The organism is Actinophytocola oryzae (assembly GCF_004364325.1).
Lineage (GTDB): Bacteria > Actinomycetota > Actinomycetes > Mycobacteriales > Pseudonocardiaceae > Actinophytocola > Actinophytocola oryzae.
On record NZ_SOCP01000029.1, the window covers coordinates 47950 to 71499 of the forward strand.

A 23550-nucleotide genomic window follows, 5' to 3' on the forward strand; every position below is an offset into this window, starting at 1 on the left:
GTCGGATTCGGCACCATCACGGACAGCACCGCGACGACGACCGCCGCCGCACCGACCCAGCATCCCCGGACCCGACGCCGACCGGCACGCACGGCCCTGTCGATGTCCACCTCGGTCGGCGGCCCCGCGCGTTCTCGGATTGTCGATCCGACCCCTGCCTGTTCGTATGAGCGGCAGAAGGAGGTCCTCTCATGGACGTACTGCTCACCGGGCGCGGCCTGCTGGAGTCGATCCGCTGGCACGACGACAGGCTCTACGTGTCCGACTGGTCGGCAGGCGAGGTGCTCGCCGTGCCGGGCGGTGTCGTGGCCGAGGTGGCGTCGCTGCCGCTGTGCTTCGACTTCCTGCCGGACGGACGGATGGTGATCGTGGACTCGGCCACCGGCCGCCTGCTGGACCACGGGTCAGGCACCCACACCGACCTCGGCCAGCCCGGCTGGAACGACATCGCGGTCGACGCGCGTGGCCACGTCTACCTGAACCGACCGGACTTCACCGGGCCGACCGGCACCGTGCACCTGGTCGGGCACGGCGAGGTGGCGGGCGAGCTGGCCTTTCCCAACGGCATGGCCGTCACCGGGGAGACGCTGATCGTGGCCGAGTCGCACGGCCACCGGCTGACCGCGTTCGACATCGCGCCGGACGGCAGTCTCGGCAACCGGCGGGTCTGGGCGGCGCTGGGCGAGAAGGCCGCACCGGACGGCATCTGCGTCGACGCCGCCGGGGCCGTCTGGTACGCCGACGTGCCGAACCGGCACTGCGTGCGGGTGGCGGAGGGCGGCGAGGTGCTCGCCGAGGTGACACTCGACCGTGGTTGCTTCGACTGCGTGGTCGGCGGGTCGACCCTGTACGTGGCCGCCGCCCAGTACCAGGGCATGAGCGGTGAGCTGGTGGCGCCGGGCTCGGGTCAGGTGGTCGCGGTACCGATCTAGGACTCCTGGCTCGGGAGGCCGCGCAGCATGGCACGCAGGGCCGGGGCGTCCATCAGGTCGACCGGGTGGAGGGTCGTGTTCGAGCGGACGTAGTGGAACGCCGCCCGCACCCGGTCGACCGGGACACCCGACAGGCTCGCCCACGCCAGCCGGTACGCGGCCAGCTGCACCGACAACGCGGGCAGCTCCTCCGCCGAGGGCACCGCGCCCGTCTTCCAGTCCACCACCGTCCAGCCCCCGTCGCGGTCGGCGAAGACCGCGTCGAGGCGGCCGCGCAGGGTCATGCCGTCCACGTCGCAGGTGAACGACACCTCCACCTCGGCCGGTGAGCGTTGCGCCCAGTCCGAGGACAGGAACGCGTCCTGCAGTGCGGCGAGGTCGGTGTCCGGGGCGGCGTCCGCGTCGGCAGAGCCGGGCAGCTCGTCGAGGTCGAGCAGCGCCCGGGAGCCGAAGCGCTTCTCCAGCCAGGAGTGGAACGCCGTGCCGCGGCGGGCGACCGGGTTCGGGGGGAACGGCAGCGGGCGGCGCAGCCTGCGGGCCAGTGCCGTCGGGTCGCGGGCCAGCTCGACGAGCTGGCTGACCGAGATGGACGACGGGAGCGTCACGTCCTCGCGGCGGTTCGCGGCGGCGGCGCGTTCGGCCAGCAGGACGTCCGTGTCGGCGACCCAGCCCTCCGGGTCCTCCTCCAGCGGCAGCTGCTCGTCCGACCGCAGCGCCGCCAGCTCGTCGCGGACCAGCGCCGCCGCGTCCATCACGTCGTCCCTGGCGAGCGAGAGCGGGTCCGCGGGCCACAGTGCGGTGCGTTCCGCCGTGGCGATCGGGTTCTCCTCGTGCTCGCCTGGCTCCGCCGCCCAGTACTCCGTCGACGCGACCTCGTCGTCCATGGTGGACACCGTGGCGGCGATCTCGGTGAAGAACTGGGACGGACCCTTGGGTTTCGAGCCGGTGCGGCCCCACCAGTGCGCGGACACGAGCAGCGTCCGCTCGGACCGCGTCAGCGCGACGTAACACAGCCGCCGCTCCTCGACGAGGTCCCGCTCGGCGAAGGCCTCCGCGTGGTTGGTCAGCTCGACCTCGACCTCCTTGCGGTTGCTCGTCCCCGACAGGTCGAGGAACGGGAGGTCCGCCGTGTCGCCCCGCAGCGCGGCGGGCAGCTCGGTAACCGCACGCAGCCAGCACGACGTCCGCTTCCGGCTGGGGAAGACGTCGTTGACCAGGTGCGGCACCGCGACCAGCTCCCACTCCAGGCCCTTCGCGCTGTGCACGGTCAGGATCTGCACCCGGTCCTCGGCCACCACGACCTCGCCGGGCTCGAGGCCGTCCTCGGCGCTCTCGGCCGCCGCCAGGTAGTCCAGCAGCGCCCCGATGCTCGCCGACGGGCTGGCCTGCGCGTAGTCCGACACGACGTCCGCGAACTTGTTGAGGTGTGCCCGCCGTGCGCCGCCGACCCGTGCGGTCGCCTCGATGTCCAGCCCCATCGCGCGTTCCACGTCCGCGACCAGCTCCGGCAGCGGCTGGCCCAGGCGCCTGCGCAACGCACGCAGCTCCATGCCGAGGGTCCGCAGCCTGCGGTAGCCCTCGTGTGAGTACCGCTCCGCCTCGCCCGGGTCGTCGATCGCGTCGACCAGGCCGGCCTGCTCGGCGCTCTCCCCCGGAACCGTGTCGACAAGTCGACCTTCGCCTTCCGGGCGGTAGCCCCGGCCAAGCTCGGCGGCACGCTTCCACAGCGCCGCGAGGTCCGCCGCGCCGAGGCGCCAGCGCGCGCCGGTCAGCAGCCGGGCGGCGGCGGAACCGGCCAGTGGGTCGGTCAGCACCCGCAGCGCCGACACCAGGTCCCGCACCTCCGGCTCGTCGAGCAGGCCACCGATGCCGACCACCTCGACCGGCAGGCCCCTGGCACGCAGGGCGGTCGCGATGTCGGTCATGTCCGCGCGCCGGCGCACGAGCACCGCCGCGGTCGGCGGCCTGTCGCGCTCGTCGGCGATGAACCGCCACCGCTGCGCCAGCTCGTCGGCCAGCCACTCGACCTCGGCGCCCGCGTCGGGGAGCAACGCGACACGGACGTCCGCCGGGCCCCTGCCGGCCGGCGCACGCAGTTCGTCGACGTCCACGCCCGCGCAGCGCAGCGGACCGGAGATCGCGTTCGCGAGCGCCAGCACCTCCGGCGGGTTGCGGAAGCTCGTGAGCAGGCCGTAGCGGGTGGCCGGGACGAGCTTCCCGTCCTCCAGCACGGGGAAGTCGGTCGCGAAGCGGGGCAGGTTCGCGGCACTCGCGCCGCGCCAGCCGTAGATCGCCTGCACCGGGTCGCCGACCGCGGTCACCGGCATCGGTCTGGTGCCACCGAACAGCGAGCGCAGCAGGATGCGTTGCGCGTGGCCGGTGTCCTGGTACTCGTCGAGCAGCGCGACGCCGTAGCGTTCCCGCTCGCCGGCCACCACCTCGGGCTGGGTGCTCGCGAGCCGCGCCGCGAGCGCCATCTGCTCGGCGAAGTCCAGCGCGCCCTCCTTGCGCTTCGCGTCACCGTACGCGGCCACCAGCGGCAGCAGCGCGATGCGGAACCGTTGCGCGGCAACGACTTCCCGCAAGTCCTGGGACAGGTCGGCCCGCTGCCTCGGGCCACGCGGCGCGGTCTCGATGGTCGTCGCGAGGTCCTCGCTGTACACGCGGAGCTTGTCCTCGTCGACGAGGTGCTCGGCCAGCTCGCCCGCCAGCTCCAGCACGTAGCGGGTCACCGTGACCGGCACCCGCTCGGTCTCGAGGTCCTGGGTCCACGTCGACACCACGCGGTGCGCGAGCTGCCAGCACGCGGTCTCCGTCAGCAGCCGCGCGCCGGGCTCGACCGGCAGCCGCAGCCCGTGCTCGGCGACCAGCCTGCCCGCGTAGGCGTGGTAGGTGAGCACGGTCGGCTCGCTGGCGTACACGTCGGCGAGCCGCTGGCCGCTCGGCTCGAGCCGTTGCAGCACACCGGAACCCACGAGCCTGCGCAGCCGGGACCGGACCCGCTCGGCGAGCTGACGCGCGGCCTTCCTGGTGAACGTGAGGCCGAGCACCCGGTCCGGGGTGACGATTCCGTTGGCCACCAACCACACCACGCGTGCGGCCATGGTCTCGGTCTTGCCCGCGCCGGCGCCCGCGACGACCAGCGCGGGGTCGGTCGGCGCGGCGATGACCTCGGCCTGCTCGTCGGTCGGGGCAGGTAGACCGAGCTCCTTGGCCAGGTCCCGAGGAGAGATCACTCCGTCACCTGACGGCCGCTGGCGTGCATCGGGCAACTCGTCCGGACCGGGCAGCGCGGGCAGTCCGCGTTCTGCCTCGCGACGTACTCGGGGCCGGTGCTTGCGGCGGCCGCGTCGGCGACCACCCCGGTCCAGTGCTTGACGCCGTCCTCGCCGACCGGGTCCTGGTTGCGTTCGGTCGCGGCCTTCCTGCGGTTGGCCTTCGCCACGTACAACAGGCGCGCGCCACCGGGTTCGCTGTCCAGGCCCAGGTCCACGAACGCCCCGTACGCGGCGGCCAGCTGGTAGACGGCGAGCTGCGGGTGCTCACGCGCGTCGGACTCGCTGACCGCCTGGCGGCCGGTCTTCACGTCCACGACGACCGGGCGGTTCTGGGCGTCGGACTCCAGGCGGTCGACGCGGCCCCGCACGCGTACCTTCGGCTCGGTCTCGGGGAGCTCGACGGTGAAATCGTGCTCGACCGCGACCTGCGTCAGCTCGTCCCGGGTGGCCACGACCCAGGAGAGGAACGTGTCGAGCATGGCGTGCACGCGCTGGCGTTCGCGTCGGGAGAACCACGGCGCACCGGCGTCGACCGCGTCCCACGCGCGGTCCAGCTCGGCCCGCAGGTGCAGCTCGTCGGCGCCGGTCGCGGCGGCCTGCGCGAGGGCGTGGACGAGCACACCGGTGATCGACGCCAGCTCGGCTGGGTCGGTGCCGCCGTGCCGCTCGACCATCCAGCGCAGCGGGCACTTCGCCAGCGTCTCCACGTTGGACGGCGAGACGGTGACGGCGTCGTCCTTGCCGCGCAACGGATCCGCGGTCGACAGGTCGGCGAGCCCGTACCAGCTGTCGGGGTGCGCGCCCGGCACGCCGACCTCGGCGAGCCTGGCGAGCTGGCGGGCCGCACGCCGCCTGCGGTCCACCGGTGCGTTGCCGTCACAGGCCGCACGCCGCAGGTCGCCGACGAGGTCGGAGAGCACCAGTGCACGCCGCGTGCCGCCGAGCGAGGTCGGCCTGCCCGCGTCGGTCAGCTCGTCGACGTCGACACCGGACAGCTCCGCCAGGAACCGGGACGGCTGCTCGTCCTCGCCGCGAATGGCCGACACCAGCAGCTTGTGGCGCGCCCGGCTCGCGGCGACGAGCAGCAGCCTGCGCTCCTCGGCGAGCAGTGGCGCGGTCGCCGACAGCTGCTGGGACTCCTCGACGCCCGCGAGGAGGTCCACGAGCCGCTCGACGCCGAGCAGCGAGCCACGCAGCCGCAGGTCCGGCCAGGTTCCTTCCTGCACACCGAGAACGGCGACGACCGTCCACTCGCGACCGACGGCGGCGTGTGCGGTGAGCACCGAGACGGCGTCCCCGCGCTGCGCGGACGGCGCGAGCGTGTCGCCGACGATCCGTTGTGCGGCAAGGAAGTCCGCGAAGCCGGTGACGCCGGCACCCGGCAGGCGGTCGGCGTAGCGGGCGGCGGCGTGGAACAGGCCGACGATCGCGTCGAGGTCGCGGTCGGCCTGCGCGCCCAGAGTGCCGCCACGCTGGGAGGCCGCGACCCACCGCGACTCGAGCCCGCTCTCCTGCCACACGACCCACAGGACCTGTTCGATACCGACGTTCTCGGCGATGGCACGTCGGGCGGTGGCCAGCAGCGCGGCGATCCGGCGCACGCTCGCGGCCTCGGCGTCGTCGAGCGCGGCGAGCAGGTCCGGGGTGTCGAGCACCTCGACGAGCAGTTCGTCGGAGGGCCGGTCGTGCCCGGCGGCCAGCTCCAGCCTGCGCAGGCCTCGGCGCAGGCGGCGGATGGCGAGCGGGTCGGCGCCGCCGAACTGGCTGGTCAGCAGCATCTCCGCGCGCTCGGCGGTGAGCAGGTGGGGGTGGTTGGCGACCCGGAGGACCTCGAGGAACGGCCGGACCGCGGGCTGGCGGGCGAGCGGCAGGTCGACGGCGTCGGTGGCGACCGGCACGCCTGCCGCGGCGAGCGCGCGGTGCAGGATCGGGGCGGAGCGGCTGACCGACCGGCAGAGGACGGCCATGTCCGACCACGGCACGCCGTCGATGAGGTGCGCACGCCGGAACTGGTCGGCGAGCCACGCGGCCTCGGCGGCCTCCGTGGTGTGGAGGTGGACGTCGACGTGCCCGTTCTCGCCGCTGTTCTCGACCTTCTGGCCCTGCGCCGGCCGCTGGGGCGCGGCGCCGGGCAGCCGGGCGGCGAGCCGGGCGACGGCTTCCAGGACGGCGGGTGCCATGCGGTGCGGTCGCTTGAGGACGACCGTGCCGCCGTCGGGATCGGCGTCGGCGAGCAGCCGGGGGTCGGCGCCGCGGAAGGAGAAGACGGCCTGGTCGGGGTCGCCCGCGAGCACGAACTCCTTGGCGGCGACGCCGAGTCTGGCGAGGAGCCGGTACTGCAGCGGGTCGAGGTGCTGAGCGTCGTCGACGAGCAGGTAGCGGACCCGCCCGCGTTCGGCGGCGAGCAGTTCGGCGTCGGTGTCGAAGGCGAGCAGTGCCGACGCGACGAGCTCGGCGGCGTCGAGGGCGGGCGCGGACTCCTGGGCGGCGGCACTGTCCGCGGCGTTCGTGAGGAGCGTGACCTGCTCGTACTGGCGGGCGAACATGCCGACCGCGACCCATTCGGGGTGTTTCGTCTCCCTGCCGACCCTGATCAGGTCCTCGGGCCCGAGCCCGCGCTCGGCGGCGCGGAGCATGAGGTCACGCAGCTCCTCGGCGAAGCCGGGGACGGTGAGCGCGGGCCAGAGGCGGTCGGGCCAGTAGTGGGCCTCGTCCTCGATGTCCCCGGCGAGCAGCTCGCGGACGACGGCGTCCTGCTCGGGGCCGCTCAGCAGGCGCGGCCCTGGTACGTCCCGCATGTGGGCGTGGAGGCGCAGGACGGAGAAGGCGTAGGAGTGGACTGTCCGCACGAGAGGCTCGCGGACGGTGCGGGGCAGGTCGTCGGTGCGGTCGTCCTCGGTGATCCGCCGCGCGACGGCGGCCCTGACCTCGGTGGCGGTCCGCCGGTTGGCCGTGATGATGAGGAGCTGCTCGGGGTCGACGCCGCCACGCAGGATGCGGTCGGCCGCGACCTCGGCGAGCAGGGTGGTCTTGCCGGTACCCGGGCCGCCGAGCACGCGGACGAACCCGTCGGCCCCGTCGAGCACCCGCTGCGCGGCGGGCTCCCACCGGAACGGTGTGCTGGGAGCCACCGGCCGGCGCACGAGCCGAAGTGCGTTCGCGGCGACCACCCGACGATGGAACCACGCCGGACTCGGTTCGGTAACACCGGCACGCCGTCATACTGGTGCGCATGGTTTCGGAGGAGCTGCACGAACGTGTGCGGGAGCTGATCAGGTCCATCCCGGCCGGCCGGGTGGCCTCCTACGGCGACATCGCCGCCATGGCCTCCGCGCCGACGCCCCGCCTGGTCGGCCGCATCCTGTCGGAGGACGGCCACGATCTGCCGTGGCACCGCGTGTTGCGGTCGAACGGCACCCCTGCCCACGGCCTGGCCCGCCGCCAGCTGGAACTGCTGCGGGCGGAGGGCGTCTTGGCCGACGGCGAGAAGGTCAGCATGCGCGAGTACCGGTGGCGACCGGCTACGGATTGAGCTTCTTGCGCTCCGGGTTGGGCGGCGCGGGCTTCTCCTGGTCGTTCGCCAGGCCCTTCTTCACCGAGTCCAGGATCGCGAGGCCCTGACCGACCAGGCCCGCCGCCATCTCGCCGAGGCCGTCGGCGCCGCTCAGGATGTTGACGTTCGCTCCCTTCAGGCCGCCTGCCGCCTCCTTCACGATCTGCGGGAGCTGCTCGATGATGAGCCTGTCCAGCGCGACCCGGTCGTAGGACGCGGCTGCCGCGGCCTGGATCTCCGTCGCCTCCGCCTCGGCCTTCGCGATGATGCGGACCCGCTCGGCCTCGGCCTGCGCCGGCTTCACGACCTCCGCCACCAGCTGCTGCTCACGCAGTGACGCCTCGCGCTGCGCCAGCTCGGTGCGCGCGTTGATCACTTCCTGGGTCGCGGTCGCCTGCGCCAGCGGGCCGGACTGCGCGGCCTCTGCCTGGGCCTTGTCCACCTCGGCCTTGTAGCGGGCCTGGACGATCGACGTCTGGCGCACGTACTCGGCCTGGTTGCGGGCCGACTCCTGCGCGGCCTCCGCGGCGGCCTGGTCGGCCCTCGCCTGCGCGATCGACGCCTCTCGCTGCACGGCGGCGTTGTGCGGGGCCGACAGCGCCGCGATGTAGCCGAGGTCGAGGTCGTCGATGGACTGGATCTGCAGCGAGTCGATCGTGAGGCCGATCCGCGCCATCTCGACGGACGAGGCGTCGAGCACCTCGAGCGCCAGCTTCTGCCGCTCGGTGATGATCTCCTCGACGGTCATCGCGCCGACGATCGAGCGCAGGTGGCCGGAGAAGATGCGGCCGGTCAGGTCCTCCATCTGCCGCTGGTCGGACAGGAAGCGCTGACCGGCGTTGACGATGCTCTCGGTGTCGTTGCCGACCTTGAACGCGATCACCGCGCGGACCTTCAGCGTGATCGCCTGCTTGGTCACGCACGTCTCGGTGATCTCGGCCTCGGCCATGTGCAGCGACAGGAACCGGACCTTGCGGAAGAACGGCATCACGAACGCGCCCCGCCCGGTCACGACCCGGAACGGCGCGTTGCTCTCGCCCCTGGCCTTCCCGCCGGAGATGAGCATGGCCTCGTCGGGGGCGGGCACGCGGTAGAAGAACATCACAAATCTCCAAACGGGTCTGTCCAGGGCGTGACATCCACGGTGCGCGCCCCACGAGATTCGACGACCAACACAGTCGCACCTTTGGGAAGCGGTTCGTCGGAGAACGCGAGAAATGCCTCCGACCCACCCCTGATCTTGATCAGCACCTCGCCGGGTCCACCGTCACCGCGCGTGCCGACCAGCAGGACCCCGACACAGCCGACCGGCGAGTCGTCGGTACTCATGACCGCTTCACGTTCGCGACGCTAGCGCACAGAGGTCCCGTTTGTGTCTCACCCCCGCAGATCGTCGACCCGTCGGGTGAGAAAGCGGCGTTCCGCCTCCGTCGGCGCCATGGCCAGCGCCTTCTCGTAGGCCGCCACGGCCTCCGGCACGCGGTTCATGCGGCGCAGGAGGTCCGCGCGGGTCGCGGGGAGGAGGTAGTAGTCGTCGAGCCGGAGCGTGTCGACGAGCGCGAGCGCGGCTGCCGGGCCGTCGACCTCCGCGATCGCGACCGCCCGGTTCAGTTCGACGACCGGTGACGGGCTGACGCGCGCGACCACCGTGTAGAGGTCGGCGATACGCCGCCAGTCGGTGTCGGCGGCGTCCTTCGCGGTCGCGTGACAGCCCGCGATGGCCGCCTGCAGCTGGTAGACCCCCGGGCGCGCCAGGTCGAACGCCCGGTCGAGCACGGCGACGGCTTCGTCGATCATCGCCTGGTCCCAGCGGGCACGGTCCTGGTCGGCGAGGGTGACGAGGTCACCGTCGGCGTCGACGCGGGTCGCGCGGCGGGCCTCGTGGAACAGCATCAGCGCGAGCAGGCCGCCCGCCTCCGGCTCGCCCGGCATCAGCTCGACGAGCACCCGGGCGAGCCGGATCGCCTCGGCCGTCAGGTCCGCGGTCGGGTCGGAGTAGTCCTTGTTGAACAGCAGGTACAGCACGCCGAGCACGCCGGAGGTGCGTTCGGCCAGCAGCTCGGCGGGCGGCACGCGGTAGGGGATGCGCGCGTTGCGGATCTTGCGTTTGGCGCGCACGAGCCGCTGCGCCATCGTGGCCTCCGGCACGAGGAACGCACGCGCGATCTCGGGTGTGGTGAGGCCCGTGAGGGTGCGCAGCGTCAGCGCGACCTGCGCCTCGAGCGGGAGCGCCGGGTGGCAGCAGGTGAACATGAGCCGCAGCCGGTCGTCGGGGACGTCGTCGGGTTGCGCCGGTCCGGGATCGTCGTGCGTGGGCACGACCGGTGCGAGCCTGCGGAGCCGGTCGGTCTCGGCGGCACCGCGGCGGACGCGGTCGATCGCGCGGTTGCGGGCGGTGGTGGTGAGCCACGCCCCGGGACGGCGCGGCACGCCGTCCCGGGGCCAGGTGGCCAACGCGCTGGCGAACGCGTCGGAGGCACACTCCTCGGCGAGGTCCCAGTCGCCCGTGACGCGGATCAGCGTGGCGACCACGCGTCCCCATTCGGTGCGGAAGGCCTCGTCGAGTGCGTCCTTCACCGCCATACGGGTCGCAGCTCGATCGCGCCGAACTTCGCGACGGGGTGACGTGCGGCGACCGCGACGGCCTCGTCGAGGTCGGCGCACTCGAGGATGTCGTAGCCGGCGATCTGCTCCTTGGTCTCGGCGAACGGGCCGTCGGAGACGAAGGTGCCGCCGCCGTCCTTCGGCCACAGGGTGGTCGCGTCGCCGACCGGACGCAGGCGCTGGCCTTCGAGTCGCTGGCCTGCGGCGGTCGTCTCCCTGACCCAGGTGAAGGGGTCGTCGTCGGTGGCGGTGTCCACGAGGTCCGGGTCCACGGTGACGAACATGAGGAAACGCATCAGTCCTCCTCCAGTGGCCAGAAGGGCCGGATCTCGATGGGCGACCGCCCGGCCGCGGGATGGGTCGAGGCGATGGCGATGGCCTCGTCGAGGTCGCGGCACTCGAGGATCTCGAAGCCGGCGACGTACTCCTTGGTCTCGGCGAAGGGGCCGTCGGAGCGCAGTGTCCGCCCGTCGCGCACCCGGACGGTGACCGCTTCCGCCGGTGGGCGCAGCAGGGTCCCGGCATGCCGGGCGCCTCGGGAGTCGACGTCGCGGAGCCAAGCCATGAACTCGGGCTGCGCGTCGATCTCGGCTGGACCGATCCGACCGGCTCCGTCGTCGGTGATCATCAACATGTACCGCACGAACTCCTCCTCATGACGCCGCCGGGTCGCAGCGTCTCACTCCGACGACGCTGGCGCGTCCGGAAATCGACAGGTGGGTTGGTGTCGATTTCCGGCGGGGGCGGCGTCGGGTGGGGTGACGAGAGGAGTTCGACGTGTACATCCCCACTGTGGTCCTGCGGGCCGGTGACGCTTCGGCGCGGGAGGCGGAGGCGCGGCTGGGCGAACTGGCGGCGAGCTGGTCGCGTCTGATCCGCCGCCGGCCCAGGAACCACCGCGCCAACCAAACCTTGATCAACGCCAACGCGGATGGTCACCTCGGGCAGCCCCCACCCGATCCCGGGGGCACCCCGCCACGCCAGTCTACCGGCAGGGGGTGACAGTCCCGGGGATGTCGATCTTGCCTGTGGACAACCGACCCGGCTGTGGACAACCTCCAAGGTTCCCGGAACGGCGCCGAGAAACGTCAGTCCGTCAGCCGGTCGTCGGCCGTCGTGCGGTGTGCCAGGTGTTCCGCGGGGATCTGGCCGAGGCGCCCTGCCTGGTAGTCCTCGAAGGCCGCGACGATCTCCTCGCGGGTGTTCATCACGAACGGGCCGTAGCGGGCGACCGGCTCGTTGATCGGGGCGCCGCCGAGGACCAGGATCTCCCAGCCTGTCGGGGAGTTCGCCGGCTGCGTGTCCGCCGCTCGCACGGACATCGCGTCGCCCGCGCCGAACAGCGCCAGCTGGCCTTCCTCCAGGGGGCGGCCCGCCGTGCCGACCGTGCCCCTGCCCGACAGGACGTACACGAGCGCGTTGTAGTCGGCGGGCCACGGCATCGCGAGGCGGGCACCCGCGCTCACGGTCGCGTGCAGGTACGTGATCGGCGAGTGGGTCATGCCAGGGCCGTCGTGACCGTCCAGCGAACCCGCGATCACGCGGACCAGCGCGCCGCCGTCGTCGCTCGACAGCAGGGCCGCGTCGGCAGCGTGAATGTCCTGGTAGCGCGGGGTCGTCATCTTCAGCGCGCGCGGGAGGTTGACCCACAGCTGCACGCCGTGGAACAAGCCGCCCCTGGCCACCATGTCCTGCGGCGGCACCTCCTGGTGGAGGATTCCCGCACCGGCGGTCATCCACTGCGTCGCGCCGTCGGTGATCAGGCCGCCGCCACCGATCGAGTCGGTGTGCGCGAAGGCGCCGTCGATCATGTACGTCACGGTCTCGAAGCCGCGGTGCGGGTGCCACGGGGTGCCCTTCGCCTCACCGGGCCCGTACTCGACGGCACCCATGTGGTCCAGCAGCAGGAACGGGTCCGCAAGCGCGAGGTCCACGCCGGGGAACGGGCGGCGGACCTGGAAGCCTTCGCCCTCCAGGAACTTCTGCGCCGTCACCACCCGGTACGGCTCCCGCCAGTCGGCGTCGGCCGGCACGGTGAGACGGGGCAGGGTCAGTGTGTCCGCGGTGATCGCCGGCATTGTGTGCCTCCCTGGAACGGAACTCCTACCCACTCCAAAGGTAGTTGCGCCTTCAATTATTCCACTTGCCCGATAGGGTGCCGCGCCATGCGCTGGCAGATCCCCATTGTCTGGGTCATCGGCTCGGTCGTCACCGGCACCATCGCGGTCCTTCTCACCACCGGACGCGGGTACCTGCCGCTCAGGCCGGTGCCACTGCTGTCCGGCCAGGAGATGTTCACGCTCGTCGTGCTGGTCGCCGCGCTCTTCATCGCGCTGTTCGCGCTCGGCTGGCGCACGGTCGAGGCGACCTGGCTGCGCTGGAGTGATCCGCGGTCGGTCGTCCTCTGGGCGCTTCTCGTCGGCGGCGCCGGGCTCGGCGGGTGGGGCTTCGCCGCGGCCGTCACCTTCGACGCCGGCTTCTCGCTCACCGCGCAGCTGATCCTCGTGTACACGTGTGGTGGGCTGCCGTTCGCGCTCGTCGCGGGGATGCTCGCGCGGCCGGTGGTGGTGAACGCGGCCGCTGTCGTGATCACCGTGATCGCGGTGCTGGTCGGGCTCACGATGATGGACTCGCCGCTGCAGACCCTCGTCATGTTCCTGCAGTTCTTCGTCGGCGGCGGTGGGATCAGACTGCTGTGACCTGCCCGGCGGCCCGTTCGAGGCCGCGCATCGACTGTTCGGTCGAGTGCGGGTGCAGTGCGTGCACCGCGAGGCGGTAGAGCAGCGCGTGCACCAGGACCTGGTGCCATTCCGGGAGGTGGGCCCAGCGCTTCGGCAGACCCTCGTCCGCGCCGCCCCACGCGAGGGCGTCGACGACCAGGACACCGGCGGCCCACTCGGGCGGGCGGTGGAACGCGGTGAAGTCGACGATGCCGGGGGCGGCGTCGCCGTCGAACAGGACGTTGCCGAACAGGTCGCCGTGGACGACCTGGTTGCGCAGGCCGAGGGGTTTGCGGGAGCCGGAGATGACGTCGAAGAGGCGACCGCCGAGCGACGGGTTGAGCGGGGCGGGCTCGATGCCCGCGGCGGCGCGGTCGGCCATGGCGAAGACGTCGGCCCTGGTGGCGAGGAAGCGCGGCACGGGTAGGTCGGCGGTGGCCTTGTGGAGGCGCAGGGAGGTGGCGATCACCTCGTCGTAGCGGGGCTCGTGCCGGCCGGCGACGAAGCGGGAGGCGACCCAGCCGCCGACTACGTAACGGCCGTCGCTGGAGCGGAGGGGGCGGCCGATGCGCAGGTCGGGGACGTTCAGCTCGCCGAGGGTCTGCGCGACCCAGGACGCCTCGGCCGGGTTGGTCACCGGGCGCAGCGCGATGTCGTCGCAGCGCCACCGCGGGCCGGTGCCGATCAGCTCGGGCACGCTTTCCTTCGCTCCGAAAGCGGACCGCACATGCTGGGGCGGTGGGGACGCAGTCACGACCAGGCACGCTACCTGGACGCACCGTGATTGTCGGGCAGGTCACGCCGTAGTGGCGTGCCGCCGACCCGAAAGAACCAGCCGAGCGGCGGATTGTCCGCCTAGTGGTGCAGTAGGCAGCCCCCACCCGATCCCGGGGGGCCGCCCCGAGGCCAGTCTATCGGCTGTCGGGGGTGGGGCCGGCTCGTCGCGGGCTGTTGTGGACAACCCGTGCGGCTGTGGACAGGTGCCCGCGCGACACGGGGTCGCGCGGGCACTCGATCGTCAGTAAGTCGGCAGGCTCGGGTCCACGTCGCGGGCCCAGCCGAGGACGCCGCCACCCACGTGGACCGCGTCCTTGAAGCCGGCCTTGTGCAGTGCCGCCAACGCCTCCGCGGAACGGGCGCCGGACTTGCAGTGCAGCACGATCGGCTTGTCCTGCGGCAGCGTCGCGAGCGCGGCGCCGGACAGGATCTCGTCCTTCGGGACGAGGGTCGAGCCCTCGATCTTCACGATCTCGTACTCGTGCGGCTCGCGGACGTCGATCAGGGCGAAGTCGTCGCCCCGGTCGAACTTCTCCTTGAGCTCACGCGGGGTGATCGTGTGTCCGGCGGCCGCCTGTTGCGCGTCGTCGGAGACCACGCCGCAGAACGCGTCGTAGTCGATCAGGCCCTCGATCGGCTTGGTCTCGGGGTCCTTGCGGATCTTGATCGTCCGGTACGACATCTCCAGCGCGTCGTACACCATCAGCCTGCCGAGCAGCGGCTCGCCGATGCCGGTGATCAGCTTGATCGCCTCGGTGACCATGACCGAGCCGATCGACGCGCACAGCACGCCCAGTACGCCGCCCTCGGCGCAGGAGGGGACCATGCCGGGCGGCGGGGGCTCGGGGTAGAGGTCGCGGTAGTTCAGGCCCTGTCCGTTGGGCGCGTCCTCCCAGAAGACGCTGACCTGGCCCTCGAAGCGGAAGATCGAGCCCCAGACGTAGGGCTTGCCGAGCAGCACCGCCGCGTCGTTCACCAGGTAACGCGTGGCGAAGTTGTCGGTGCCGTCCAGGACCAGGTCATAGCCGGCGAACACGTCCAGCGCGTTGTCGGTGGTCAGCTGCTCCTGGTGGACCTCGACGTTCACCAGCGGGTTGATCTCGGCGATCGACTCCTTGGCGGAGATCGCCTTCGGCTTGCCGACGTCCGACACGCCGTGGATCACCTGGCGTTGCAGGTTGGACTCGTCGACCACGTCGAAGTCGATCACGCCGAGCGTGCCGACACCGGCCGCGGCCAGGTAGAGCAGCGCTGGACTGCCCAGCCCACCGGCGCCGACGACCAGGACCTTCGCGTTCTTCAGACGCTTCTGCCCGTCGACCCCGACATCCGGGATGATCAGGTGGCGGCTGTAGCGGGCGACCTCGTCCTTGGTCAGCTCGGCGGCCGGCTCCACCAGCGGTGGCAAACCGCTTGCCATGGGTTCCTCCTCGACGCGTGACTGGTAACCCCAAGTCTCTCCAGTACTAACGCGTTCTTCCCAGCCGACCTTCCCCGGCTCCCACATCCCGAGACGGACGCCACCCGGCCCCGCTCAGCAGCAAGATCAACTCCGCGAATGGCGACGCAGTGGGTTGCGTAGGCAGCCCCCACCCGATCCCGGGGGGCCGCCCCGAGGCCATTCTATCGGCCCAAGGGGGCGATAACCGCACGTCACGCGGGGTTGTGGACAACCGGCCCGGGCTGTGGACAACTCCCCTACGCGCACAGGGTGTCGCCTTCCGGCCACCAAACGGTCTGCGCCGCTACAGGTGCCTACGGACGTCACGTGTAGCAGCGGCCGAGTCAGGTCGGGGGTTGCGCCTGTGGGTTCGGCCACTGGTTGAAGCGGCACGTCTTGCCGTCCGCCTGTACCGGGTCGTCGTTGCCCGCCTGGTCGTTCAGCTGCGCCACGTAGTTGTTCGCCGTGCCGAAGGACTGTTGCATCATCACCGGTGCCAGGCCGCCCTCTTCGGTGCAGCCGACGTGGCCCTTGCCGAACGCGTGGCCTATCTCGTGGTTGATGGCGTACTCGCGGTAGGAGCCTATGTCGCCGCCGAAGGCCAGCGCGCCTCGGACCCAGCGGGCCAGGTTGATCATCACGCGCTTCTCGGAACGTCGCCAGCACGACGACTCGTACTTGATCGAGTAGCCGCAGTAGTCCGCGCGGTGCAGCGTGTCCGGAGTCCCCAGCGTGAAACGGATGTCCGGGTTCGCGTTGCCGTCGACGCGCTGGACCGAGACCTGCCCCGTGCCCACCCAGCCTCGCGGGTCCGCCAGTGTCGAGTCCACGAGACGGCCGAACGAGTCGATGCCGCCGTACGGGGCCAGGTCTATGCCCTCCTCGACCTCGATCGTGTACGTGTAGAGCCTGCCCGCGGTGCCCACCCGGTCCGTCGTGCCGGGCAGCACCGTGAACTTGCCGTTGCCCGTCTGGAGGAAGTTCGGCCCCGGCGGCAGCTCGGCGGTGGGGATGTTCGGGTCGTTCGGCTTCGCGGGCTTCTCCGTGATCTCCGGACCCGCCGCGTAGACGTCGCCGCTGTCCTGCTGGCTGCCCGTCGCGACCTCGTCGCCCGTGGCCGCCTCGCCCTTGTTGTCGTCGTTCACGGTCTGGAACACCGCCACCGCCGTCACCGCCAGCAGTAGCGGTACCGCGTACAGACGCCAGCCGTACGTGGCGAGCACGCCCTTCTTCCGCGCCGCCTTGCGCCTCACCGACGGCGGTTCGTCCGTGGGATGCCACTTGGCGGCCAACGGCTCGGCGGACACCCGGCGCTCACCAGCGCGATCCCGGTCACGGACAGGTCTCGTCACGACAACAAGAGTGCCACAAGCGATTTCGGGCCGCTCCACTCACCAGTTGCCAGCCTCGGACTGCTCCCACATCCCCAGGACCGCGCGTGCGACGGTGCCTGGGCGCTCCATCTGCGCCACGTGGCCGGTACGTGGCAGTACCAGCAGTCGGGCCCTCGGGATCAGCTGCGCGGTCCTCGGCGCCTTGCGCACCGTGACCAGTTTGTCCGACGCGCCCCACACCACCAGCGTCGGCGCCTTGATCCGCGGCGCCAGCGTCCACATCGAGCGTGAACGCGGCGCGAGCCACGACCGGAACAGGCCGATCGTGCTGCGCGCCAGCGCCGGGTTCGTCCACACCATGCGCTCGCGCTCCGCCAGCTCCGCCGCCGCCTCGGCACGACGCGACGCTGGCACCTTGTCGAACTCCGCGAAACACAGCCTCATCAGGCGGAACACACGCGTGTCCAGCGGCTCGGCGGCGATGCGGCGGCGCACGGCGGCACCGATCAGCGGCATGTACGCGATGGCGAGCCTGGAGTCGGACATCCGGGACGTCAGCGGACGCAGGTCCGGCACCGCGGGCGACACCAGCGTCAGCGTCCGCACCAGGTCGGGGTGGTCGGCGGCCACGTACATCGAGATCGCGCCGCCCATCGAGTTGCCGAACAGGTGTACCGGGCCGACGTCCATGCCTTCGATGAACCTGGCGACCGCGTCCGCGTGTGCCGGGATCGAGTAGTCGAAGCCGTCCGGCGGGACCGACCGGCCGAAGCCGGGGAGGTCCACCGAGAGACCCGGGACGAAGCCGGACAGCTGCGCGGCCAGGTCGGTCCAGTTCGTCGACGAGCCGCCAAGACCGTGGACGTACACCGCGGTCGGGGCGTCGCCTGGACCTGGGGTCACACGGACGTGCATGGTCACGCCGCCCGAGGTCCGCTCCTCGCCCGGCCAGGGCGGGATGGACATGTCGACGGCCGGGAGGACGGCGTCGGACATGGGAACGAACGTGACCGGAGGGCGGGGTTCGGCGCTCGTGCTCATCCCTCCATATTCCATGACTCTCCCGGTCGCGCCCTACCGGCGAGTAAGGTCAGGTCACGGATCGGTCACCCCGATCGCGAGGGATCTGGAGGGGCGTATGTCGGAAACGATCCAGCACGGGCTGGCAGGGCAGGGGAACCGGGCAGCTCGGCTGCCGAGGACCGCTCGCAGGGCCCAGCTGCTGGCCGCCGCCCAGGACGTGTTCGCGGCCAACGGCTACCACGCGGCGGCCATGGACGAGATCGCCGAACGGGCCGGCGTGTCGAAACCGGTGCTCTACCAGCACTTTCCCGGCAAGCTGGAGCTGTACCTGGCACTGCTGGAGATCCACGTCGACGAGCTCATCATGCGCGTCACCGACGCCATGGAGTCGACCACCGACAACAAGGCGCGGGTCCGCAACGCCGTCGGCGCGTACTTCGACTTCGTCGACGGCGAAAGCCAGGCCTACCGGCTGGTCTTCGAGTCCGACCTGCGTGGTGAGCCGATCGTCCAGGCGGCCATCGACCGCGGCACCGACGCGTGCGTGCGTGCCATCACCCGGACCATCACGGCCGACGCGGGGCTCGAGGAGGAGCCGGCCCGGTTGCTCGCCGTCGGGCTCGTCGGCATCAGTCAGGTGGCAGCCCGCAGCTGGCTTGCGAACAACCGGACGATGACGAAAGACGAGGCAGTCGGGCTGATTAGCACGCTCGCCTGGAAAGGCATCGGCGGCGGCTACCCACTCCAGCAGCATTCCTAGGAGTAGCGTCCGCAAGATGCCAGAAGCAACCGGCAGCGCGACCGGGGACGCGAGAAGGGACCGCTGGCGATCCCACCGGGCGGCTCGGCGGGCCGAGTTCGTCGAGGCCGCGATGCGTGCGTTGGCCGACCACGGTCCCGAGGTCGGCATGGACCACATCGCGGCGGAGGCCGGCGTCACCAAGCCCGTCCTCTACCGGCACTTCGCCGACAAGGCCGACCTGTTCGTCGCGCTGGGCCACCGGGGCACGGAGATCCTCTTCGACCGCCTGATCCCGGCGATGAACAACGAGGAGGCGCCGGTCCCGCGCATCCGCAAGAGCCTCGACGCGTTCTTCTCCACGGTCGAGGAGCACCCGCACCTGTACCGGATGCTGCTGCGGCGCAACCTGGCGAACCGGCCGGTCGAGCAGGACATCGTGGCCGAGGACAAGGAGCTGATCGCGCAGGCCCTGTCCACGCTGCTCGGCGACTACCTGCGTGCGATGGACATCGACTCCGGCGCGGCCGAGCCGTGGGCGCACGGCATCGTCGGGATGGTCCAGAACGTCAGCGAGTGGTGGCTGGACCGGCGGACCATGAGCCGGGAGTCGGTCGTCGAGTACCTCACGCAGATCATCTGGTCGGCCATCGACGGGTTCACCCGCGCGCACGGCACCACGCTCGACCCGAACAAGCCGCTGGAACTCAACCGGGTCGTCAAACTTCCACAGCCCTCCGCGGGCTGAGTTGTCCACAGCCGGGTCGGTTGTCCACAGGCAAGATCGACATCTCCAGGACTGTCACCCCCTGCCGGTAGACTGGCGTGGCGGGGTGCCCCCGGGATCGGGTGGGGGCTGCCCGAGGTGACCATCCGCGTTGGCGTTGATCAAGAGCGTTGGTTTGGGGCGACCCGCCGGGGCCAACGCCGTGCCAGGGCCAAAGCAAAAGCAAAGGGCAGGGCCGCCTTGGCGGTCCTGCCCTTTGTCGAAAGACTTGTCAGGCGGTGGCGAAACCCACACGGCGTGAGTCGGCCGATCCGATCTCCACGTACGCGACACGGGCGGCGGGCACCACGTAGCGGCGTCCCTTGTCGTCGACGAGCGTCAACATGCCCGAGGAGCCCTTCAGCGCGTCGGCCACCAACGCCTCGACCTCTTCCGGAGTCTGCGAGCTGATGATCAGCAGCTCCCGCGCGGTGTCCGCGACTCCGACCTTGACCTCCACGCTGACCTCCAAAAAGTACGAAACGACTCCGGGCCAAGGCTAGCCGAGACCCAGCGCGGTCATCCGCTTGCCGTGCCCCTGCTGCAACCGGCGGAACAACGCGGCGATTCCCGCCAGGTCGCCGGTGCCCGCGACGATCAGCGCCGCGAGGCCGTCCCGCTCCGCCACCACGTACTGGGCCTGCGTCAGGGCCTCGCCGAGCAACCGCCGTCCCCACAACGCCAGGCGGTCGCGGACGGTGCGGTCGCTGTCGATGGCGGCGCGGACCATCCGCTCGGCGAACGCCGAGTGGCCCGTGTCGGCCAGGACCTCGGTGACCAGCGCGGACGTCTCGGGGTCCAGCCACGACGCGATCTCGCGGTACAGGTCAGCGGCCAGGCCGTCACCGACGTACGCCTTGACGAGGGACTCGAGCCAGGACCGCGGCGCGGTGGAGGCGTGCCAGGTGTCGAAGTGCCCGATGAACGGGCGCATGGCGTCCTGCACGTCGATGTCGTGCCCGGCGAGGAACCGCTCGATGTGCCCGTAATGTCCCATCTCGGCCGCCGCCATGGCCGACAGGGCGGCCCTGCCGTCGATGGACGGCGCCGTACGTGCGTCCTCGGCGAGCCGGTCGAACGCCGACAGCTCGCCATAGGCCAGAACTCCGAGCAGGTCAACCACACCGGGATCAATGTCCACTTTCGCGGCCGCCTCGCCAGACTCGCTCATGGGGTTGAGCGTATCCGGCGAACATCGCAGGTAGACTGATACCAGCGCAGGCTGTCTCTCAGCCGCGTACAGAGGGTGTGCGCGCCTCGCCGGCCCTCCCGCATCTCGCTTGACGGTGCGGTCGAGCGGCCCGTCCAGGGCGGAGCGCGCTGGACAAGGGAGAGATTCACATCACTGCAGAGAACAAGGACATGGACGTCGTTGAGCTGGAACACAGCGAAGCGGGCGTCCCCGACACAGACACGTCGCATCCGCTGATGGCGGACGCGCCCGTCACGAACGACGCCCCCACGTTCGCCGACTTCGGCGTCCAGGCGGAGATCGTCAAGGCCCTCTCCGAGGCCGGCATCGAGCGGACGTTCGCGATCCAGGAGCTCACGCTGCCGCTGGCGCTCGCCGGCGAGGACATCATCGGCCAGGCACGCACCGGCACCGGCAAGACGCTGGGCTTCGGCGTGCCCCTACTGAACCGCCTCGAGATCCCCGGCGACGGCACCCCACAGGTGCTCGTCGTCGTGCCGACCCGCGAGCTGTGCCTCCAGGTCACCCACGACCTGACCGACGCGGGCAAGCACCTCGGCGCCCGCGTGACGTCCGTGTACGGCGGCCGACCCTACGAGCAGCAGATCGCGGCGCTGCGCAAGGGCGTGGACATCGTCGTCGGGACCCCGGGCCGCCTGCTGGACCTCGCCGAACAGCGCCACCTGGTGCTCGGCAAGGTCCGCGCGCTGGTGCTCGACGAGGCCGACCGCATGCTGGACCTGGGCTTCCTGCCCGATGTCGAGCGCATTCTCGTGATGGTGCCCGACGAGCGGCAGACCATGCTGTTCTCGGCCACCATGCCCGGCCCGATCATCACGCTGGCCCGCACGTTCCTCCACCAGCCGACCCACATCCGGGCCGAGGAGAACGACGCGGGCGCCATCCACGAGCGCACCCGCCAGTTCGTCTACCGGGCGCACTCGCTCGACAAGATCGAGATCGTGGCGCGGGCGCTGCAGGCGACCGACCGCGGCCTCACGATGATCTTCAGCCGCACCAAGCGGACCGCGCAGAAGGTCGCCGACGACCTGGAGGAGCGCGGCTTCGCCGTGGCCGCCGTGCACGGTGACCTCGGCCAGGGCGCGCGCGAGCAGTCCCTGCGGGCGTTCCGGACCGGCAAGGTCGACGTCCTGATCTCCACGGACGTGGCCGCCAGGGGCATCGACATCGACGACGTGACGCACGTCATCAACTTCCAGTGCCCCGAGGACGACGGCACGTACGTGCACCGGATCGGCCGCACGGGCCGCGCCGGGCGCGAGGGCGTCGCGGTCACGCTCGTCGACTGGGACGAAGAGCCGCGCTGGAAGCTGATCAGCGACACGCTCGGCCTCGGCATGCCGGAGCCGGTGGAGACCTACTCGACGTCGCCGCACCTGTTCAGCGACCTCGGTGTGCCGGAGACGGCGACCGGGAGGCTGCCGCTGTCCAAGCGGACCCGCGCGGGCCTGTCGGCCGAGCCCGAGGAGGACCTGGGCGGCAAGAAGAAGGGCGGCCGCAACCGGCGCCGTTCACGCCGCACCGGTACCGGCGCCACCGAGACGACCCGCAAGACCGACACGGCGGAGTCCGGCACCGAGCCCCGGCAGCGCAAGCGGGTCCGCAGGCGCAGTGGCGGCGGCGAGGGCGAGGCACCCGCGGAGACGCAGGAGGCGCCCTCGTCACCCAAGTCGGAGCGGCCCGCCCGCAGCCGGGCCCGACGCCGTAGCCGGGGTGGCGTGCCCGTGGCGGAGACACCGAACGCGAGCGAAACAGGCGGTTCGGCAGACTAGGTCACCATGATTGGCGACGAGGATGTGCTCGACGGGACCGATGAGCCCGTCGAGCGCTGGGAGCGAACGAAGTTCCACCGCAAACGGGACGTCCTCGTCGCCGCGGTGATCGCGGTCGCGGCGCTGGTCGGCGGGCTGCTGCTGTGGCAGTCCAGCGACATCGAGGCGACCACGTCGCAGACCTACGGCGGCACGGCCACGACGCCGCCGCGACCGACGGTGTTCCCGCCCTCGCTCGGTGAGGTCTGGCGCGCCACCTCGCCCGCCACCCCCGAGCCCGTCGCGGCCGGACCCGTCGTGGTCACCGGCAACGGCGGCGAGGTCGCCGGGCGCGACCCGCTCTCCGGCAAGGTCAGGTGGCGCTACACCCGTGACCTGCCGCTGTGCACGGTCGCCGGGGCGTGGCAGATGGCCGTCGCCGTGTACGCGAAGAAGGACAACCTGCTCCGGCCCGACGACCCGCGCAAGGCGGGTGGCTGCAGTGAGGTCACCGCGCTCTGGCCGGACACCGGCCGGCGCGGCCGCCCACCGGCCGACGGCGAGGAGCAGGACAAGCCCGACCAGGGCCAGCGCGACTCCGACGCCGAACTGGGCACGCGGCTGCTGTTCGACGGCAGCTACCTCACCACCACCGGCACCCGCCTGCTCACCACGTGGCGGTCCGACCTGGTGCAGACGATGGAGTACGGCAAGATCCCGGCGATCGTGAACCCGGACAAGCAGCCGAGGACCGGCTGCACGTACGGCACGATCTCCGTGGTCACCGGCAAGATCGCCGTGATCGAGCACTGCCCCCTCGACTCGGGCGACCGGCTCACCGTCTACAAGGCGACCGGCGAGGACAACGACGCGGAGGAGCCCGTGGTCGTGGCGAGCGTCGCGGTCAGCAAGGGCGCGCAGGTCGTGGCGATGAGCGAGCAGTGCAGGCTCGACCCCGAGAAGCCCGACGACGTGCAGCAGTGCACCGCGATCGCGCTCCCGGACCCGAACCGGCTGGTCGTCATGGACGAGAAGGGCAAGCTCGTCAAGACCTACCCGCTGTCCATCGGCGCCGGTGACCTGCGTACCGAACCCGCCGACCACACCGTCGCGGTCAGCAGGGTCACCGGAGCGGTCTACTGGTTCACCGGCTCGAAGACCATCGCGTTGTCGCTGGAGGACATGCGTCCGTTGTGGACGGTCGACCGGGCGCTCGGCCCCGGCACGGCGTTCGCCGGCAAGATCCTCGTGCCCGTCACCGGCGCCATCGCGGTACTGGACCCGGCGACGGGTGAGCAGGTCGCGTCGACACCGGTCGACCGCGACGGCTACCGGGGGCTCGTGACCATGTCGAAGCTCGGTCCCGTGGTGCTGGAGCAGCGCGGAAACACACTGGTCGCACTGCGCTGATCACGGCCT

At 71.5% G+C, this 23550-nt stretch carries 22 protein-coding genes; 8 read left to right on the plus strand and 14 right to left on the minus strand.

The window, feature by feature from the left end; all coding sequences use genetic code 11:
* The first annotated feature begins 191 nt into the window (after window positions 1-191).
* Window positions 192-932 (plus strand): SMP-30/gluconolactonase/LRE family protein, encoded by a 741-nt coding sequence (locus CLV71_RS44680; RefSeq protein WP_133909040.1) that lies wholly within the window; start codon window positions 192-194, stop codon window positions 930-932.
* Here CLV71_RS44680 and CLV71_RS44685 read toward each other — a convergent pair.
* Both CLV71_RS44685 and CLV71_RS44690 read right to left on the minus strand, forming a co-directional pair.
* Window positions 929-4168, minus strand: coding sequence for an ATP-dependent helicase (locus CLV71_RS44685; protein WP_133909041.1), 3240 nt, complete (start codon window positions 4166-4168; stop codon window positions 929-931). The two genes, CLV71_RS44680 and CLV71_RS44685, sit on opposite strands and share 4 nt — an antisense overlap.
* The gene (locus tag CLV71_RS44690; RefSeq protein ID WP_133909042.1) at window positions 4165-7380 is read right to left on the minus strand and encodes an ATP-dependent helicase; all 3216 of its coding nucleotides are present in this window, start codon (window positions 7378-7380) and stop codon (window positions 4165-4167) included. Before CLV71_RS44690 ends, CLV71_RS44685 begins: the two co-directional genes overlap by 4 nt.
* 62 nt (window positions 7381-7442) lie before the next feature.
* Here CLV71_RS44690 and CLV71_RS44695 point away from each other — a divergent pair, with 62 nt between their 5' ends.
* On the plus strand, window positions 7443-7742 hold the full coding sequence (locus CLV71_RS44695) for an MGMT family protein (protein ID WP_133909043.1): 300 nt from the start codon (window positions 7443-7445) through the stop codon (window positions 7740-7742).
* On the opposite strand, the gene CLV71_RS44700 is transcribed toward CLV71_RS44695, so the two are convergent.
* Genes CLV71_RS44700 through CLV71_RS44720 form a run of 5 tightly spaced genes read right to left on the minus strand, consistent with a single transcriptional unit; the run spans window position 7732 to window position 11001 of the window.
* The gene (locus CLV71_RS44700; protein WP_133909044.1) at window positions 7732-8865 is read right to left on the minus strand and encodes an SPFH domain-containing protein; all 1134 of its coding nucleotides are present in this window, start codon (window positions 8863-8865) and stop codon (window positions 7732-7734) included. The two genes, CLV71_RS44695 and CLV71_RS44700, sit on opposite strands and share 11 nt — an antisense overlap.
* Complete coding sequence (locus CLV71_RS44705) at window positions 8865-9092, minus strand: hypothetical protein (RefSeq protein ID WP_133909045.1); 228 nt, start codon at window positions 9090-9092, stop codon at window positions 8865-8867. The genes CLV71_RS44700 and CLV71_RS44705 overlap by 1 nt, the downstream gene beginning before the upstream one ends.
* A 48-nt stretch (window positions 9093-9140) precedes the next feature.
* Window positions 9141-10346 carry an RNA polymerase sigma factor gene (locus CLV71_RS44710; RefSeq protein WP_133909046.1) on the minus strand — a complete coding sequence of 402 codons (1206 nt, stop codon included), beginning with the start codon at window positions 10344-10346 and terminating at the stop codon, window positions 9141-9143.
* A complete protein-coding gene (locus CLV71_RS44715; protein ID WP_133909047.1) occupies window positions 10337-10663 on the minus strand; it encodes a YciI family protein in 327 nt (108 codons plus the stop codon). Before CLV71_RS44715 ends, CLV71_RS44710 begins: the two co-directional genes overlap by 10 nt.
* Complete coding sequence (locus tag CLV71_RS44720; RefSeq protein ID WP_243867432.1) at window positions 10663-11001, minus strand: YciI family protein; 339 nt, start codon at window positions 10999-11001, stop codon at window positions 10663-10665. The genes CLV71_RS44715 and CLV71_RS44720 overlap by 1 nt, the downstream gene beginning before the upstream one ends.
* A gap of 143 nt (window positions 11002-11144) precedes the next feature.
* Between CLV71_RS44720 and CLV71_RS44725 the strand changes: the two genes are divergently transcribed.
* The gene (locus CLV71_RS44725) at window positions 11145-11369 is read left to right on the plus strand and encodes a hypothetical protein (RefSeq protein ID WP_133909049.1); all 225 of its coding nucleotides are present in this window, start codon (window positions 11145-11147) and stop codon (window positions 11367-11369) included.
* Between the two features lie 86 nt (window positions 11370-11455).
* On the opposite strand, the gene CLV71_RS44730 is transcribed toward CLV71_RS44725, so the two are convergent.
* Complete coding sequence (locus CLV71_RS44730; protein ID WP_133909050.1) at window positions 11456-12445, minus strand: pirin family protein; 990 nt, start codon at window positions 12443-12445, stop codon at window positions 11456-11458.
* An 87-nt stretch (window positions 12446-12532) separates the two neighbouring features.
* Between CLV71_RS44730 and CLV71_RS44735 the strand changes: the two genes are divergently transcribed.
* Complete coding sequence (locus CLV71_RS44735) at window positions 12533-13066, plus strand: hypothetical protein (protein WP_133909051.1); 534 nt, start codon at window positions 12533-12535, stop codon at window positions 13064-13066.
* On the opposite strand, the gene CLV71_RS44740 is transcribed toward CLV71_RS44735, so the two are convergent.
* From CLV71_RS44740 to CLV71_RS44755, 4 genes are all read right to left on the minus strand, one after another.
* Window positions 13053-13847, minus strand: coding sequence for a TIGR02569 family protein (locus tag CLV71_RS44740; RefSeq protein ID WP_424923962.1), 795 nt, complete (start codon window positions 13845-13847; stop codon window positions 13053-13055). The two genes, CLV71_RS44735 and CLV71_RS44740, sit on opposite strands and share 14 nt — an antisense overlap.
* A 258-nt stretch (window positions 13848-14105) precedes the next feature.
* Window positions 14106-15284 (minus strand): adenylyltransferase/sulfurtransferase MoeZ, encoded by a 1179-nt coding sequence (gene moeZ, locus CLV71_RS44745; RefSeq protein WP_133909052.1) that lies wholly within the window; start codon window positions 15282-15284, stop codon window positions 14106-14108.
* Between the two features lie 365 nt (window positions 15285-15649).
* Window positions 15650-16657, minus strand: coding sequence for a DUF3152 domain-containing protein (locus CLV71_RS44750; protein WP_243867424.1), 1008 nt, complete (start codon window positions 16655-16657; stop codon window positions 15650-15652).
* A gap of 39 nt (window positions 16658-16696) precedes the next feature.
* Entirely contained in the window at window positions 16697-17635 is a 939-nt protein-coding gene (locus CLV71_RS44755) for an alpha/beta fold hydrolase (protein WP_243867425.1), read from the minus strand.
* A 142-nt stretch (window positions 17636-17777) separates the two neighbouring features.
* Between CLV71_RS44755 and CLV71_RS44760 the strand changes: the two genes are divergently transcribed.
* Both CLV71_RS44760 and CLV71_RS44765 read left to right on the plus strand, forming a co-directional pair.
* Entirely contained in the window at window positions 17778-18422 is a 645-nt protein-coding gene (locus CLV71_RS44760) for a TetR/AcrR family transcriptional regulator (RefSeq protein ID WP_133909054.1), read from the plus strand.
* A gap of 16 nt (window positions 18423-18438) precedes the next feature.
* Window positions 18439-19149, plus strand: coding sequence for a TetR/AcrR family transcriptional regulator (locus CLV71_RS44765; RefSeq protein WP_133909055.1), 711 nt, complete (start codon window positions 18439-18441; stop codon window positions 19147-19149).
* Window positions 19150-19399: 250 nt separating this feature from the next.
* Here CLV71_RS44765 and CLV71_RS44770 read toward each other — a convergent pair whose 3' ends face one another.
* Together CLV71_RS44770 and CLV71_RS44775 are read right to left on the minus strand one after the other, a co-directional pair.
* Complete coding sequence (locus tag CLV71_RS44770) at window positions 19400-19627, minus strand: DUF3107 domain-containing protein (protein ID WP_133909056.1); 228 nt, start codon at window positions 19625-19627, stop codon at window positions 19400-19402.
* Between the two features lie 39 nt (window positions 19628-19666).
* On the minus strand, window positions 19667-20338 hold the full coding sequence (locus CLV71_RS44775) for a ferritin-like fold-containing protein (RefSeq protein WP_133909057.1): 672 nt from the start codon (window positions 20336-20338) through the stop codon (window positions 19667-19669).
* 191 nt (window positions 20339-20529) lie between these two features.
* Between CLV71_RS44775 and CLV71_RS44780 the strand changes: the two genes are divergently transcribed.
* Window positions 20530-22152, plus strand: coding sequence for a DEAD/DEAH box helicase (locus CLV71_RS44780; protein WP_133909058.1), 1623 nt, complete (start codon window positions 20530-20532; stop codon window positions 22150-22152).
* 6 nt (window positions 22153-22158) lie between these two features.
* Entirely contained in the window at window positions 22159-23541 is a 1383-nt protein-coding gene (locus tag CLV71_RS44785) for an Rv3212 family protein (protein WP_133909059.1), read from the plus strand.
* Window positions 23542-23550: the final 9 nt, after the last annotated feature.

Excerpts from the sequence above, each read along its gene's own strand:
- CLV71_RS44785 (WP_133909059.1), top strand. The coding sequence starts at position 22,159 with ATGATTGGCGACGAGGATGTGCTCGACGGGACCGATGAGCCCGTCGAG.
- moeZ (WP_133909052.1), bottom strand. The coding sequence starts at position 15,284 with ATGGCAAGCGGTTTGCCACCGCTGGTGGAGCCGGCCGCCGAGCTGACC.
- CLV71_RS44780 (WP_133909058.1), top strand. The coding sequence starts at position 20,530 with ATGGACGTCGTTGAGCTGGAACACAGCGAAGCGGGCGTCCCCGACACA.
- CLV71_RS44765 (WP_133909055.1), top strand. The coding sequence starts at position 18,439 with ATGCCAGAAGCAACCGGCAGCGCGACCGGGGACGCGAGAAGGGACCGC.
- CLV71_RS44700 (WP_133909044.1), bottom strand. The coding sequence starts at position 8,865 with ATGTTCTTCTACCGCGTGCCCGCCCCCGACGAGGCCATGCTCATCTCC.
- CLV71_RS44715 (WP_133909047.1), bottom strand. The coding sequence starts at position 10,663 with ATGCGTTTCCTCATGTTCGTCACCGTGGACCCGGACCTCGTGGACACC.
- CLV71_RS44710 (WP_133909046.1), bottom strand. The coding sequence starts at position 10,346 with ATGGCGGTGAAGGACGCACTCGACGAGGCCTTCCGCACCGAATGGGGA.
- CLV71_RS44680 (WP_133909040.1), top strand. The coding sequence starts at position 192 with ATGGACGTACTGCTCACCGGGCGCGGCCTGCTGGAGTCGATCCGCTGG.
- CLV71_RS44760 (WP_133909054.1), top strand. The coding sequence starts at position 17,778 with ATGTCGGAAACGATCCAGCACGGGCTGGCAGGGCAGGGGAACCGGGCA.
- CLV71_RS44705 (WP_133909045.1), bottom strand. The coding sequence starts at position 9,092 with ATGAGTACCGACGACTCGCCGGTCGGCTGTGTCGGGGTCCTGCTGGTC.
- CLV71_RS44735 (WP_133909051.1), top strand. The coding sequence starts at position 12,533 with ATGCGCTGGCAGATCCCCATTGTCTGGGTCATCGGCTCGGTCGTCACC.
- CLV71_RS44775 (WP_133909057.1), bottom strand. The coding sequence starts at position 20,338 with ATGAGCGAGTCTGGCGAGGCGGCCGCGAAAGTGGACATTGATCCCGGT.
- CLV71_RS44695 (WP_133909043.1), top strand. The coding sequence starts at position 7,443 with ATGGTTTCGGAGGAGCTGCACGAACGTGTGCGGGAGCTGATCAGGTCC.
- CLV71_RS44755 (WP_243867425.1), bottom strand. The coding sequence starts at position 17,635 with ATGTCCGACGCCGTCCTCCCGGCCGTCGACATGTCCATCCCGCCCTGG.
- CLV71_RS44720 (WP_243867432.1), bottom strand. The coding sequence starts at position 11,001 with ATGTTGATGATCACCGACGACGGAGCCGGTCGGATCGGTCCAGCCGAG.
- CLV71_RS44730 (WP_133909050.1), bottom strand. The coding sequence starts at position 12,445 with ATGCCGGCGATCACCGCGGACACACTGACCCTGCCCCGTCTCACCGTG.